This window comes from Asaia bogorensis NBRC 16594 (genome assembly GCF_001547995.1).
In the GTDB taxonomy this organism is placed as follows: Bacteria; Pseudomonadota; Alphaproteobacteria; order Acetobacterales; family Acetobacteraceae; genus Asaia; species Asaia bogorensis.
Genome location: NZ_AP014690.1, coordinates 1,876,401 through 1,889,907, shown reverse-complemented (window position 1 = coordinate 1,889,907; position 13,507 = coordinate 1,876,401). Strand labels below are relative to the sequence as shown.

Sequence of the window (13,507 nt, the reverse complement as noted above, 5' to 3'; positions counted from 1 at the left end):
GGAGACGTAGCAATCATGTTCGCGAGTTCATCCCTGAAATCTGTCAATGCTTTGCAGGGCGGCGCTGCCCCGACCGTTCTGGTTGTTGAGGATCAGGTCTTGCTGCGTCTTTATGTTTCGGAAATGATCGAGCAGGCAGGTTACAACGTGATCTCCGCCGAAGACGCCGACGAAGCGCTTGCAGTGCTGTGCAAGAACCCCCAGATCCGCGCTGTATTTTCCGATTTCGAGATGCCGAGCACGATGACTGGACTCGATCTTGGTCATCATTTGTCGAGGACACGTCCGGATGTGGCGTTTGTCCTGACCTCGGGCCGCAGGGCGCCGGACAGCTTTTCATTGCCGCCGCGCAGCCTCTTCGTTTCCAAGCCTTTTCTTGAGAGCGACGTCTGTGCGGCGTTGGCGCAGTTGGTGCACTGAGGCCAGCGCCGCCGTCACCAACACATTAGGCATGAGCGGACGGAAAAACCGCTCATTTTCATGCCGCTAAGGCAATCCCGAACAATAAAAACAATAACGGGATCTCGTAATGGACTACCTCGAACAGGCAGATCCGGGTGTTCCGGATGCTGCTGAACAGTACTCCCATCAATCTGACGCCGTATCGGGCGCCGTATTCGTGACAGGCGGCTCGCGTGGCATTGGTCTGGCGGTTGTCCGGCGCTTCGCACTGGCCGGGCGTCGCGTGGCCTTCACGTACGCCCATGACCATCTGGCTGCGCAAGGTCTGGTGCAATCTCTTGCCCAGGCGGGGTGCTCGGTCTTGGCGCTGCAACTCGACATACGCTGCGCGGATGCGATTGCTCGTGCTTTTGCCGAGACCATCAAAACGCTGGGGCGTGTAGGTGTCGTGGTCAATAATGCAGGTATTCCGGGACGAACAACCGCGCTGACCGATGCGACACCGCCAGAGATCGAAGAGGTAATCGACACGAATATACTCGGCACGATGCTCGTGAGTGCCGAGGCCGTGCGCCATATGTCCATCAAGGCTGGCGGCATGGGTGGGGTTATCGTCAATATCTCATCCATCGCCGCGCGCCTTGGAGGTTTGCCGGGGCATGTGCCGCTGGCGACGACAGAAGGCGCAATCGAGAGCCTGACGATCGGATTATCGAATGAGGTGGCAGCCGATGGGCTTCGGGTGGTCGCGGTTGCGCCCGGCCTGACCCGTACCGCTCATATCACAGACGAGATGCGCCGGCGGGCAAGTGCGATTGTACCGATGGGAATGATTGCCGAGCCAAGTGATATTGCCGATGCGGTATTTTTTCTGGCATCGGATCAGGCACGTTATATCACTGGCACCGTGTTAACGGTTTCAGGCGGGCGTTGATTTTGATTGGAGTATGGCGCACCCGAAAGGACTCGAACCTCTAACCCCCAGATTCGTAGTCTGGTGCTCTATCCAATTGAGCTACGGGTGCGTAGTGATCATCTGACTGATCACGATATATACTGGCGCACCCGAAAGGACTCGAACCTCTAACCCCCAGATTCGTAGTCTGGTGCTCTATCCAATTGAGCTACGGGTGCGTCGTGGGGCGGGTTCTACTGCGAGTTTCCCGACCCCGCAAGAGGGAAAAAGAATTTTTTTCAATCAATGATTTGGACGGGTCATGACGATGTGGGCGCGGCATGTCGGCGAACCGTAGATGCCCCCGACGGCATTGCCGACAGGATACCCATTGAACACGATGCTGTAGGGTTTGCCCTGCGCATCCTTGAGATCAAGCTGCGCATGATAGTGGTGCGGGTCCGCCCCACGCACACCCTTGAGAACGAGCGCGTTATCACCGGGCGTGAAGCTGATGGCCTTACTGCCAATCTGCAAGGTCGAGTCCGTGTTCGTTGGGCAGCTTCCTTCATCGGTGACAAGTGCTCCCGTCCAGAGACCGACCGGGTCCTTGCTCGGGGATTGGGGGGAGGAGCAGGCCGAAAGCGCCCCGATCACACCTAGGAGCGCCGCGCAGGGCAGGGGGCGGAAGCGGGAATGCGACATATCGGTCTCGTCTGAATGAAGGAATGGTGACATTTAGGCGGGCATAACGCGTCGTTTGGGATGACGATGCACGACGAACATCCTATACGATGCCCACAGAACTTGCCCATGCACGACGTGTTGAAAGAGCGCCATGACCGACACCGCCCCGCAAAACGCCGATAACCTTGACCTGCAGCTTCACGAAGATCGTATCCTGATCCTCGATTTCGGCAGTCAGGTCACGCAGCTCATTGCCCGCCGTGTGCGTGAGAGTGGCGTCTATTGCGAAATCTGGCCTTTCACCGCGACAGAAGAGAAGATCCGCGGTTTCCACCCGCGTGGCATCATCCTCTCTGGCAGCCCGGCCAGCGTTCATGACGACAATGCACCGCAGATCCCCGATGTCGTGTTCGACCTTAACGTTCCCGTGCTGGGCATCTGCTATGGCCAGCAGGCCATGTGCGCGCGCCTTGGCGGTAAGGTCGAAACCCATGAGCACCGTGAATTCGGTCGGGCTCACATCGAGATTGCCGAAGATTGTGCTCTGTTCCGTGGTGCCTGGTCGCGCGGCCATCGTGAGCAGGTCTGGATGAGCCACGGTGATCGCGTCACGGCGCTTCCGCCCGGTTTCCGCGCTGTCGCATGGTCTGAAGGGGCGCCGTTTGCCATCATCGCCGATGAAGGGCGTCGCCTGTATGGTGTGCAGTTCCACCCGGAAGTGGTGCACACCCCGCATGGTGCCGCGCTTATCAAGAACTTCACGCATGAGGTTGCCGGTTGCAAAGGCACCTGGACCATGGCTGGCTTCCGCGACCTCGAAATTGCCCGTATCCGCGAGCAGGTAGGCTCTGGTCGTGTGATCTGTGGTCTGTCAGGGGGCGTTGACTCCTCCGTGGCGGCGAAGCTGATCCATGATGCCATTGGCGATCAGCTCACCTGCATCTTCGTCGATCCGGGCATTTTGCGCGCGGGCGAAGCAGATGAAGTGGTCAAGACTTTCCGTGGCCGTTTCAACATCAGCCTTGTTCATCGCGATGCGTCTGATCTCTTCCTGAACGCCCTGGCTGGCGTGACGGACCCGGAGGTGAAGCGCAAGACCATCGGGCGTCTGTTTATCGAGGTGTTCGAGGAAGAGGCCACCAAGCTGGGCGGCGCGCAGTTCCTTGCGCAAGGCACGCTTTATCCGGATGTGATTGAGTCCGTCAGCTTCACCGGCGGCCCTTCGGTCACGATCAAGTCGCATCATAATGTCGGCGGTCTGCCTGACCGCATGAACATGAAGCTGGTTGAGCCCCTGCGCGAGTTGTTTAAGGACGAAGTGCGCGCCCTGGGTCGCGAGCTTGGTATTCCAGAAGCCATTGTCGGGCGTCATCCCTTCCCTGGGCCGGGCCTTGCGATCCGTATTCCGGGCGCAATCGATCGCGAAAAGCTCGATCTGCTGCGCAAGGTGGACTCGATCTATCTCGAAGAAATCCGCAATGCCGGGCTTTATGACGCCATCTGGCAGGCCTTTGCTGTGCTGCTTCCGGTCCGCACCGTGGGCGTAATGGGTGACGGCCGCACCTACGACCAGGCCTGTGCCCTGCGCGCCGTAACCAGCACGGACGGCATGACGGCCGAGGTCTACCCCTTCGATTTCGGCTTCCTTAACCGTGTTGCGGGCCGCATCGTCAACGAAGTGCGCGGCATCAACCGCGTCACCTACGACATCACCTCGAAGCCACCGGGCACGATTGAGTGGGAGTAATCCTCTACGGTCTCGGTACCACGCTGGTCTGACGAAATTGAAAGGAGCGCCCTGTTCAGATGGGGCGCTCTTTTTGCATTAGGCTAGGCCTTGGCACATGCAGTTCTGTTTGCACGATGCTTGGCTCGAGAACAGGCTTTTCAACTCGACTACTCGATAGCTGATCGCCTTGGGGCATTTATGGCACGCGCTTATCTATCTCTCGACAAAACCGAGCTCGAGGCGGCGTCCGACGAGGCATTGCTTGGTCGGCTGGCATCGAAATTGCCGTTCAGCGTTGAGCAGACACAACGGGGAGCTTGGACCTATCAAATTGGACATCTCCGGAGATTGCTTCAGGCGTTTCCGGAGGCCCACGCCTTTATGGAATTTCTCATCCCTCGGATGGGGCGGCGGGCCGATTTGGTTTTGTTGCTCCACGGCATCGTATTCGTGATCGAATATAAGATCGGCGCGAAATATCTAAGCCGCGGGGATCTTGATCAAGTTTACGGCTACGCGCTGGATCTTAAAAACTTCCACGAAACGAGCCATACTCTCCCCGTCATTCCCATTGCGGTAGCAACATCGTGGCAAGCACCCTCGACACCTGAGTATCGGTTCGATGATGACGGCCTGATGAAACCCATCGCGTTAGGCGAGAATGATCTCGAACGGGCTATCCAAGAAATCTCCCACCGAGACACGACCGCTGCTATCGACCCATTGAGATGGGAGGCCGGTCGCTATCAGCCGACACCGACGATTATTGAAGCCGCGCAGGCGCTATATCATGGTCATTCGGTCCACAGCATATCGCGTTCGGAAGCCGGTGCGGAAAACCTGACGCAGACTGCTCAATACGTTGCGCGCGTGATCGAAAACGCGAAGCGCGAGCATCGCAAAATGATCTGTTTCATCACGGGGGTACCAGGATCAGGTAAGACATTGGCCGGTCTTAACCTGGCCACCGATCGTCAACGCGCTCATGCTGAGGAACATGCCGTGTTCTTGTCGGGCAACGGCCCATTGGTCGAGGTGTTGCGGGAAGCCCTGACGGTTGATGCTGTTAAAACGGCGAAAGAAAAAAACAAGGACAGCAGCAAAGTCCGGGAGCGCCGCCGCGCTGAAGCTTTTGTTCAGAATATTCATCATTTTTGCGACGAGTCCTTGAATTGCGTTTCACCGCCTGCCGAAAAGGTTGTCGTGTTTGATGAGGCGCAGCGCGCCTGGGACCTTGAGCAAACATCAAAATTCATGCAGCAGAAACGAGGGCAGCCGGGGTTCTCAATGTCAGAGCCTGCGTTCCTCCTTTCGGTCATGGATCGGCATCCAGATTGGTGCGTAGTGGTTTGCCTGGTTGGTAGCGGGCAAGAGATCAACACGGGCGAAGCAGGCATCGATGAGTGGCTGCGCGCGCTTGAGGGGATTTTCCCCCATTGGCGGGTCCATCTCTCCCCAGAACTCACCTATGAAAGCGTATTGCATAATCAGGAGCTGGCTGCTCCTTTGCATTTATCGACGTCTATCCGATCGTTCCGCGCTGAACGGCTATCAGAATTCATATCGTATGTCGTCGCCGGGGACGCGGCGCGTGCACGGCAGGTGAGACAAGGGCTTACTCGTTTTCCGCTTTTGGTGACCCGTGATTTAGAGGCTGCGCGGCGTTGGCTCCGCGCTAAGCGACGAGGGCAGGAGCGAAGCGGTTTGCTGGCGTCGTCAAACGCTGTGAGACTTCGGCCCTGTGGGCTATTTGTGAAAGCGAAGATTGAGCCGCAACATTGGTTTCTTGGGCCGCACGACGATGTCCGATCTTCAGATGCGCTCGAGGACGTGGGCACGGAATTCGAGACTCAAGGGCTAGAGCTGGATTGGACCTGCGTTTGCTGGGACCTCAATTATCGCCGGGAAGGCCACGCATGGACGAGCTTCCAATTCAAAGGGACTCGTTGGCAGCGGGTTAATGATTCTGCGAGACAGCGCTACGTGGCGAATGCCTATCGGGTTCTCCTCACCAGAGCACGTCAAGGCATGATCATCTTTGTTCCTGAAGGCTCCCCAGAGGATGTCACCAGGCCGGAGCACGCCTATGACGAAATCTACGGATTTTTGCTTGGCTGTGGGTTTGATCCGTACTCATGAGGGGCGAAAATGAGGCGATCATCGGCTTTGCGATCATGTCGAACATTACCGGTAAGCGCCGCCATTCATGGTATGAGACTGACCAGTGTAGGGTTTAGACATTCACGAGGAGGGGTAATTGGAGCAAGGGGTGACCATCTACGGAATCACGACCTGTGACACTGTGCGCAAGGCGCGGCGCTGGCTGGATGCCGAGGGTGTCGCCTATCGCTACCATGATCTGCGCAAGGATGGGCTGAGCGCTGAGGAACTGGCGGACTGGGTTAAAGCTGTTGGGTGGGAGAAACTGCTTAACAAATCGGGGATGACATTCCGCAAGCTGCCTGAGGCGGACAAGCAGATCAGCACGGAAGCTCAGGCTGTGGCGCTGATGCTCGCGCACCCGACCGTTATCAAGCGCCCTGTTCTGATGCGTGACGGAGCGGTGACGCTTGGGTTCAAGCCTGAGCTCTATGCGGCAGTCTTTGCGCCCACGCCCTGAGGGGGAAGCGGGTAGGGAGGGCGAAACTCAGCCCTCCAGCTCGCTGTCCCAGTACAGATAATCACGCCAGCTTTCATGCAGGTAGTTTGGCGGAAAGCTACGGCCATTCTCCTGCAGGCGCCGTGTCGAGGGCTGCACAGGCCTGATGCGCGGGTGCATGCCGATCTCGGCGGGAAGTTTCGATCCTTTGATCAGATTGCAGGGGCTGCACGCCGTTACAACGTTTTCCCACGTGGTGCGGCCGCCTTTGGCACGAGGGATAACGTGATCAAAGGTCAGCTCATGCGTGGGTAATCGGTCGTGGCAGTACTGGCAGGAGAAGTTGTCACGCAGGAAAACGTTGAACCGCGTGAAAGCCGGTCGTCGCGCTGTGGGGATATATTCCTTCAGCGCAATCACGCTGGGCACGCGCATGACGCAGCTTGGTGAATGGACCTCGATATCGTCGTATTCACTCAGGACTGAAACCCGGTCGAGAAACACCGCCTTGACGCTTTCCTGCCAGGACCATAGCGATAGCGGGAAATATGAAAGCGGACGAAAATCCGCATTCAGAACAAGGGCGGGGAAATGCTGGGCGCTGGCAAGCATCGATCGCATCCTCTTTTACAGGGCGGCACGATCGGATTATCTCAAGCGCGACGGGAAACCAGCGCCTATAGATACGCGCCGTCTGTCTTATGGATCTGACTATTTCAGTTTTCCGTGAGCAGGGCAAGCGAAGGTTTGATGACAGGATTTCGCACACGTTTTGCACCGAGCCCGACGGGTTTTCTGCATCTGGGTCACGTTGCCTCGGCTTGTCATGCGCGGGATATGGCGGGGCATGACGGAACATTCCTGATCCGCATTGAGGATATCGACCCGCAGCGCTGCCTGCCTGCCTTCACGCAGGCACTTCTGGACGATCTTGAGTGGCTGGGGTTCGAAAGCGCGGAGCCTGTCATATGCCAGTCAGCCCATCTGCCTTACTACCGGTCCATGCTGGATACATTGCGCGAACAGGGGCTGGTTTATGCCTGCACCTGCTCAAGGGCCGAAATGCAGGCGGGTGCGGTAGGCATCGCGCCGGATGGGAGTGCCGTCTATGGCGGGCATTGCCGTGGTCGTCATGGCCAGATTGTGCCGGATCAGCCGCATGTCTGGCGTCTCGATATGGACGCAGCATTGAAGCGGCTCGGGTTTATCCCCTCCTGGCAGGAAGGCGCGCAATGCATCGAAGGGCGGGCGCAGGACTTTGGGGATGTCGTGTTGGGACGGCGCGATAATGGCGTCTCATACCATCTGTGCGTGACATGCGACGATGCCCGTCAGGGCATTACCTGCGTCACACGAGGCGCGGATCTTTACGAGGCGACCTCGGTGCACCGTGTATTGCAGGAACTGCTTGGTTTTGCGGCCCCGCTTTATGTCCATCACGGGCTGATCTGCGATGAAGCCGGGCGCAAGCTTTCAAAGCGGGATGGTGCCGAGAGCCTGCGTGCCCTGCGGGAAAAGGGGATGAGCGCGGCTGCCATCATCGCTCTGGCGCGCTCATCCATTGCCCGGACGCCCTTTAACGGTGGGGCGGATTACTCCGGCGGGTAGTTATGCGGGTAGGTGATCTTGCTGGCCGGGCCGGGGGCGTGGGGCGCACCCTTTTTGCCGCAGCCAGTGAGCATGAGCGCGCCTGCCAGGGCCAGGCCGAGAATTCGGGTCGTACGGGTCATGCTGCGTTCTCCTCAAGGCGTGACAGCCAGAGCCCTGCTGCGCGGGCAACGTTCTCCGGCGCTGTGCCGCCCTCACTGGTGCGCGAGGCGAGTGAGGATTCGACGGTCAGTACATCGAAAATGCTGGCATCGATCTGCGGCTCGACACCCTGCATTTCCTCCAGCGTGAGATCAGCCAGATCACAGCCTTTGGCTTCGGCCATGCCAACAAGCCGGCCCGTGACATGATGCGCCGTGCGGAAGGGCAGACGCGGCACGCGCACCAGCCAGTCCGCAAGGTCGGTTGCGGTCGCGAAACCGGCACCGGCGAGGGCGCGCATCTTGTCTGTGTTGGCAGTCATGTCGCGTATCATGCCATCCATGGCAGCAAGAGACAGGGTTGCGGCCTCGGTAGCATCGAATACCGGCTCCTTGTCCTCCTGCGTGTCCTTGGCATAGGCCAGAGGCAGGCCCTTCATCACCATCAGCAGGCCCATGAAATCACCCGTGATGCGCCCTACCTTGGCGCGCACCAGCTCGGCGGCATCAGGGTTTTTCTTTTGCGGCATGATGGAGGAGCCGGTGGTGAAGCCGTCTGAAAGCCGTACGAAGCTGAACGGTGCCGAGCACCACAGCACCAACTCTTCCGACAGGCGCGACAGATGCATACCGAGCAGCGACAGAGCCGAAAGATATTCGAGCGCGAAATCGCGGTCGGACACCGAATCGAGCGAGTTGGCTGTGGGGCGGTCAAAGCCGAGCTGAGCAGCCGTGAAGCGCCGGTCGATCGGGAAGGAGGTGCCCGCAAGCGCCGCAGAGCCGAGCGGACATTCGTTCAGACGTGCGCGGGCGTCGCGCAGCCGGTCGCGGTCACGCGAGAGCATCTCGACATAGGCCAGCAGATGGTGCCCGAACGTGACAGGCTGGGCGACCTGCAGATGGGTAAAGCCCGGCATGGCGTCAGCAGCATGTTCCAGTGCCCGTGTCGCCAGAGAGCGCATGAGCGCGGTGACCTGCCCGCTTATTCCGTCAATGGCATCGCGCACCCATAGGCGGAAATCGGTGGCAACCTGGTCATTGCGCGAGCGCGCAGTATGCAGGCGCTTGCCAGCCTCGCCGATACGATCGGACAAGCGTGCCTCGATATTCATGTGAATATCTTCAAGATCCTGCGAGAAAGGAAAATTCCCGGCTTCGATATCACGGGCAATGCCGTGAAGCCCGTCGCGGATCTCTTGTTCCTCGGCCGCCGTCAGCAGACCCACGCGGGCGAGCATGGCTGCATGAGCCAGCGAGCCGCGAATATCCTGACGCCACAACTTGCGATCGAAATCGATGGACGCATTGATATCGGCCATGATGGCAGCCGGACCGGCCGCAAAGCGCCCGCCCCATTGCGGGTTGGCCAGACGCGCTTCGGTCTGGGTGGGAGTATCGCTCGATGGCTGGGGCTTGGTCTCGGTCACGGGGTTGTCCATGGCATGGGGATTGTGGTCAAGGTGGGCTAACCTAGTCAGTCAGCAAGGTGCGCGCAATTCATGAGCGAGCTTCCCCCTCTTCTCGGCCCTGAAGATCCGCTGCCCTACCGGGTAACGAAAGCCACGGGTGCATCGCCGTTCATTCTCGTGAGCGACCACGCAGGGCGTGAGGTACCCAGAGCGCTGGGGCGTCTTGGGGTGGAGGAGACCGATTGGGGGCGACATATCGCCTGGGATATCGGTATCCGCGGGGTTGGTGTGCAGTTGCAGGCGCTGCTCGGCGCTGATCTGGTCGAGCAGGTCTATTCCCGTCTCGTGATCGACAGTAATCGCGCACCCGGTCATCCGACATCCATTCCGGCAGTGTCGGACCACACAACCATAGGCGCGAACGTGGCGCTTAGTGCTGCATGTCGGGCGCGTCGTGAGCGCGAGATACTTCATCCTTATCACGACCAGATCGCAGCACTGCTGCGCCAACGACAAACGCCCGTGGCCCTGATCGCTCTGCATAGCTTCACGCCGCGCATGAACGGCAAGGATCGTCCCTGGCATGTGGGGATCCTGCATCATCGGGATACGCGCTCGGCACGAATCATGCTCGATCTGCTGCGGCAGGAGGGGGATCTGTGCGTGGGGGACAATGAACCCTATGTCCTGACCGCGACATCGGATTATACCGTGCCGTATCATGCAGAGCAGGGCGGTCTGCCCTATCTGGAGATAGAGATCCGTCAGGATCTGATTGAAAACGAGGCAGGACAGATATCTTGGGCACAGAGACTGGCGCGGCTGTTGCCGCTCTACTGGAACGCCATCTCGACGGCGCACTGAACCTGGCAGATGCAAAGGCTGAACTTGCGGCGCTTTTTCCGCAGGGCCAGCCCATCCTGGCGGCTGTAACGGGATGGCCGCTCGCCTATACGCGCTCGCCCATCCTGCATAATTACTGGTGCGCCGCTTACGGAATCGACGGTCTTTACCTGCGTCTGCCGCTAGCGCTGGAACGCTTCGAGGCTGGCGTACGCGCATTGCAGGCGCTTGGCTTTGCAGGTCTGAATGTCACAATCCCGCATAAGGAAGCCGCTTACAGTCTGGCTGGCAGGCACACGCATCAGGCCAGACGGGCAGGGGCCGTGAACACGCTGGTCTTTTCACCCGATGGCACCATCCTCGGCGATTGCACCGATGGCACGGGCTATCTGGACTCGCTCGATCAGGCAGGAATTACCCTGCCGCGCGAGACACTGGTGCTTGGTGCCGGAGGGGCCTCGCGGGCCGTTTGTGCGGCACTGCTCGATGCGGGATGCGACCTGGCTATTGCCAATCGTACCCGCAGCCGTGCCCAGTCGCTGGTCGAGGCATTGGGGGGTGGTACCGTTCTGGACTGGCAGGAATGGCCCGAAGCTCTCGCCTCTTTCGGGCTTCTCACCAACACCACGTCGCTAGGTATGGCCGGGCAGGAAACTCACGACTGGGCCGCAACGCTTGCCTTGGCATCGTCCGATCTGGTCGTGTCCGATATCGTCTATATGCCGCTCGAAACGCCTCTTCTGGCTGCGGCGCGTGCTCGCGGACTCAAGGGGGTCGATGGGCTTGGCATGCTGATCAATCAGGCAAGGCCGGGTTTTGCTGCGTGGTTCGGTCACGAGCCGCAGGTGGATGACGCGCTGCGGGCACGTCTGATCGAGACGATCGATTGAGCAGGACTGCGTCAGAGGTGCCGGATTGAGTTCGAAAGCGCGCATCGGGGTTGTTTGCCCTCGCAAGGACTGGCGGCCACAGCGTAAAGGCACCGTCGTGATCGGCCTGACGGGCGGCATGGGAGCAGGCAAGAGCACGGTCGCGCATTTTCTTTGCAGGGCTGGATGGCCGGTTTTCGATGCAGATCGCGCTGTCCATGCCCTTCAGGCGAAAAATGGTGCGGCTGTTCCGGCACTCGCCCGGCTCTGGCCTGAAACGGTGAAAGAAGGGGCGGTCGATCGCGCAGCTCTGCGCCAGACCGTCATCGGGCATCCGGAGCGCATTGCAGCCCTTGAGGCGATTATCCATCCGCTCGTTCGCAAGGCGAGGCAGGATTTCCTGCGCCAGATGCGCCGGCGCAGAATGCGGTTTTGTGTGCTGGATATACCGCTTCTTTTCGAGACCGGAGCCGATCGTGACTGCGATCTGGTCGTTGTGGTGACGGCGCCGTTGCCCGTGCGTCTGCGCCGGATCATGCGCCGACGCTCAATGAGCGAGGCCCAGGCGCGTGCATTGCTGTCACGTCAGATGAGCGATAACGAACGCAATCGGCGCGCTGATCTGCTGTTGCGTAATGGCCTCTCGCGCGGCCATACCGCGCAGCAGATGAAACGCATGATGAGAACCCTGGAGAACGCAGCATGAAAAGGTCCATCCTTTTCGATACGGAAACCACAGGGCTCGACCCGGCGACCGGCGATCGCGTGATCGAAATCGCAGCGCTCGAACTGATTGACGATCTCCCGACCGGGGAGGCGTTCCACGTGCTGATCAACCCCGAGCGTGACGTGCCGCCCGAGGCCAGCCGTGTGCACGGCTTCACGCTCGATGACCTGCTCGATAAACCGAAATTTGCCGAGATTGTGGACGGTTTTCTGGCCTTCATCGGCAATGATGAGATGATTGCCCATAACGCGCCGTTCGATTTTGGCTTCATCAATGCCGAACTCAAGGCATGCGGCAAGGCGCCCCTCGATCGCGCGCGTATGATCGATACACTCGAGATGGCCAAGAAACGCTATCCCGGTCTGCCCAACTCGCTCGATGCGCTGTGTCGTCGTCATGACATCGATCTGTCAGCACGTACCACCCATAATGCACTGCTCGACTGCAAGCTGCTTTCCGAGGTCTATCTGGAGTTGATGGGCGGTCGCCAGCGCGGTCTGGGTCTGGCGGTGTCTGGGAGCGGCGGTGGTGTTGCCACCTATCGCGGCAACCCCGATCGCAGACCGCGCCCCATGTCCCCGCCGGATGAGGCGACGAAAGCGGCTCACGAGGCCTTCGTAACGGGACTGAAAGAGCCGATCTGGCTGCAATGAAGCGCATCCTGTTCATCACGGCCAACCGTCTGGGTGATGCCGTCATCTCCTCCGGTGTGCTGGCCGAACTGCGCCGCCTTCATCCGGATGCCCGAATCACCGTGGCTTGCGGGCCTGTCGCAGCGAGCTATTTCGAGCCATGCCCCTCGGTCGATCGGGTAATCGTGGTCAGCAAGAAGCGCTACGACCTGCATTGGCTTGGCCTGTGGTGGGGCTGTGTGGGCACGTTCTGGACCCGGATTGTCGATCTGCGCGGTTCGGGCGTCTCGCTTTTTCTGCCGACATTGCATCGCCGTATCCTGCGCGGTGGCCGTCGGCCGGGCGCGCGTATCGGCCATCTGGCAGCGTTGTTTCGGGGCAGGAAGACGCTCATGCCCGAAATCTGGTGTCGTCCGGAGCAGGAGGTTCTTGCTGCCGAGATTCTGCCGGCGACGAGGCGTTATTGCGCCCTCGCGCCGACCGCCAACTGGGAAGGCAAGATCTGGCCCGCCCCGCACTTCATCGATGTCGGTCGGGCCATGCAGGCACGAGGGCTGACCCCTGTCATTTTCTATGGCCCCGGCGAGGCAGAGAAGGCACTCGCACGGCCCGTCATCGAGGCGCTTGCGGCATCCGGCCTAGAGGAGGGGAGAGGCGCCATCGATCTTGGCGGAGAAGGGAGCCTTGGCCTCGTAGGTGCCTTGCTGCGCCGCTGTGCCCTGTTTGTCGGCAATGATTCGGGGCTGATGCATCTATCGGCGGCGGCCGGTACGCCAACACTTGGTCTCTTCGGCCCCAGTCGCGCCTCGGAATATGCGCCGACGGGCAGGAAGGCACATTTCGTTGCGGCACCCGGCCCGGAGGGCAAGGCCCCGATTGCTGGGCTCACTGTTGCGACCGTTCTGGCCGAAATCGAGACCCTGCTGGCGGGAGAGGGAGAGGCGCATCATGGCGGTTGAGACGATCG

The 13,507-nt window shown here is 59.8% G+C and carries 15 protein-coding genes and 2 tRNA genes; 11 read left to right on the top strand and 6 right to left on the bottom strand.

What is annotated here, in order from left to right:
- Positions 1–15 precede the first annotated feature (15 nt).
- The gene (locus Asbog_RS08485; protein ID WP_023978372.1) at positions 16–420 is read left to right on the top strand and encodes a response regulator; all 405 of its coding nucleotides are present in this window, start codon (positions 16–18) and stop codon (positions 418–420) included.
- A gap of 109 nt (positions 421–529) precedes the next feature.
- On the top strand, positions 530–1,336 hold the full coding sequence (locus Asbog_RS08480) for an SDR family NAD(P)-dependent oxidoreductase (RefSeq protein WP_062164795.1): 807 nt from the start codon (positions 530–532) through the stop codon (positions 1,334–1,336).
- 14 nt (positions 1,337–1,350) lie between these two features.
- Here the strand turns inward: Asbog_RS08480 and Asbog_RS08475 are convergent.
- From Asbog_RS08475 to Asbog_RS08465, 3 genes are all read right to left on the bottom strand, one after another.
- Positions 1,351–1,427 (bottom strand) — tRNA-Arg (locus tag Asbog_RS08475).
- Between the two features lie 32 nt (positions 1,428–1,459).
- Positions 1,460–1,536 (bottom strand) — tRNA-Arg (locus Asbog_RS08470).
- A gap of 64 nt (positions 1,537–1,600) precedes the next feature.
- Entirely contained in the window at positions 1,601–2,002 is a 402-nt protein-coding gene (locus Asbog_RS08465; protein ID WP_062165806.1) for a hypothetical protein, read from the bottom strand.
- A gap of 133 nt (positions 2,003–2,135) precedes the next feature.
- Here Asbog_RS08465 and guaA point away from each other — a divergent pair, with 133 nt between their 5' ends.
- The 3 genes from guaA to Asbog_RS08450 all read left to right on the top strand — a co-directional run bounded on the left by guaA (position 2,136) and on the right by Asbog_RS08450 (position 6,333).
- Positions 2,136–3,731, top strand: coding sequence for a glutamine-hydrolyzing GMP synthase (guaA, locus tag Asbog_RS08460; protein ID WP_023978369.1), 1,596 nt, complete (start codon positions 2,136–2,138; stop codon positions 3,729–3,731).
- Positions 3,732–3,911: 180 nt separating this feature from the next.
- Positions 3,912–5,852, top strand: coding sequence for a DUF2075 domain-containing protein (locus Asbog_RS08455; protein WP_083510972.1), 1,941 nt, complete (start codon positions 3,912–3,914; stop codon positions 5,850–5,852).
- Positions 5,853–5,982: 130 nt separating this feature from the next.
- Positions 5,983–6,333 carry an ArsC family reductase gene (locus Asbog_RS08450; protein ID WP_371861642.1) on the top strand — a complete coding sequence of 117 codons (351 nt, stop codon included), beginning with the start codon at positions 5,983–5,985 and terminating at the stop codon, positions 6,331–6,333.
- 27 nt (positions 6,334–6,360) lie between these two features.
- Here the strand turns inward: Asbog_RS08450 and Asbog_RS08445 are convergent, their stop codons facing one another.
- Complete coding sequence (locus Asbog_RS08445) at positions 6,361–6,924, bottom strand: HNH endonuclease (protein WP_023978366.1); 564 nt, start codon at positions 6,922–6,924, stop codon at positions 6,361–6,363.
- 138 nt (positions 6,925–7,062) lie between these two features.
- On the opposite strand from Asbog_RS08445, the gene gluQRS reads away from it, so the two are divergent.
- Positions 7,063–7,920, top strand: coding sequence for a tRNA glutamyl-Q(34) synthetase GluQRS (gluQRS, locus tag Asbog_RS08440; protein WP_062164793.1), 858 nt, complete (start codon positions 7,063–7,065; stop codon positions 7,918–7,920).
- On the opposite strand, the gene Asbog_RS14535 is transcribed toward gluQRS, so the two are convergent.
- Positions 7,905–8,042: a hypothetical protein gene (locus tag Asbog_RS14535; RefSeq protein WP_023978364.1), complete on the bottom strand. Its 138-nt coding sequence runs from the start codon at positions 8,040–8,042 to the stop codon at positions 7,905–7,907. The genes gluQRS and Asbog_RS14535 overlap by 16 nt on opposite strands.
- Positions 8,039–9,499 (bottom strand): argininosuccinate lyase, encoded by a 1,461-nt coding sequence (argH, locus tag Asbog_RS08435; protein WP_083510793.1) that lies wholly within the window; start codon positions 9,497–9,499, stop codon positions 8,039–8,041. The genes Asbog_RS14535 and argH overlap by 4 nt, the downstream gene beginning before the upstream one ends.
- Before the next feature lie 60 nt (positions 9,500–9,559).
- On the opposite strand from argH, the gene Asbog_RS08430 reads away from it, so the two are divergent.
- The 5 genes from Asbog_RS08430 (at position 9,560) to Asbog_RS08410 (ending at position 13,499) form a co-directional block, all read left to right on the top strand.
- Positions 9,560–10,333: an N-formylglutamate amidohydrolase gene (locus Asbog_RS08430; RefSeq protein ID WP_062164792.1), complete on the top strand. Its 774-nt coding sequence runs from the start codon at positions 9,560–9,562 to the stop codon at positions 10,331–10,333.
- Positions 10,334–10,335: 2 nt separating this feature from the next.
- A complete protein-coding gene (locus Asbog_RS08425) occupies positions 10,336–11,202 on the top strand; it encodes a shikimate dehydrogenase (RefSeq protein WP_062165799.1) in 867 nt (288 codons plus the stop codon).
- Positions 11,203–11,299: 97 nt separating this feature from the next.
- Positions 11,300–11,887: a dephospho-CoA kinase gene (gene coaE, locus Asbog_RS08420; RefSeq protein WP_083510971.1), complete on the top strand. Its 588-nt coding sequence runs from the start codon at positions 11,300–11,302 to the stop codon at positions 11,885–11,887.
- Positions 11,884–12,561, top strand: a complete 678-nt coding sequence (gene dnaQ / locus Asbog_RS08415; protein ID WP_062164791.1) for a DNA polymerase III subunit epsilon — start codon at positions 11,884–11,886, stop codon at positions 12,559–12,561. The genes coaE and dnaQ overlap by 4 nt, the downstream gene beginning before the upstream one ends.
- Positions 12,558–13,499, top strand: a complete 942-nt coding sequence (locus Asbog_RS08410; protein ID WP_062164790.1) for a glycosyltransferase family 9 protein — start codon at positions 12,558–12,560, stop codon at positions 13,497–13,499. Before dnaQ ends, Asbog_RS08410 begins: the two co-directional genes overlap by 4 nt.
- Positions 13,500–13,507 lie beyond the last annotated feature (8 nt).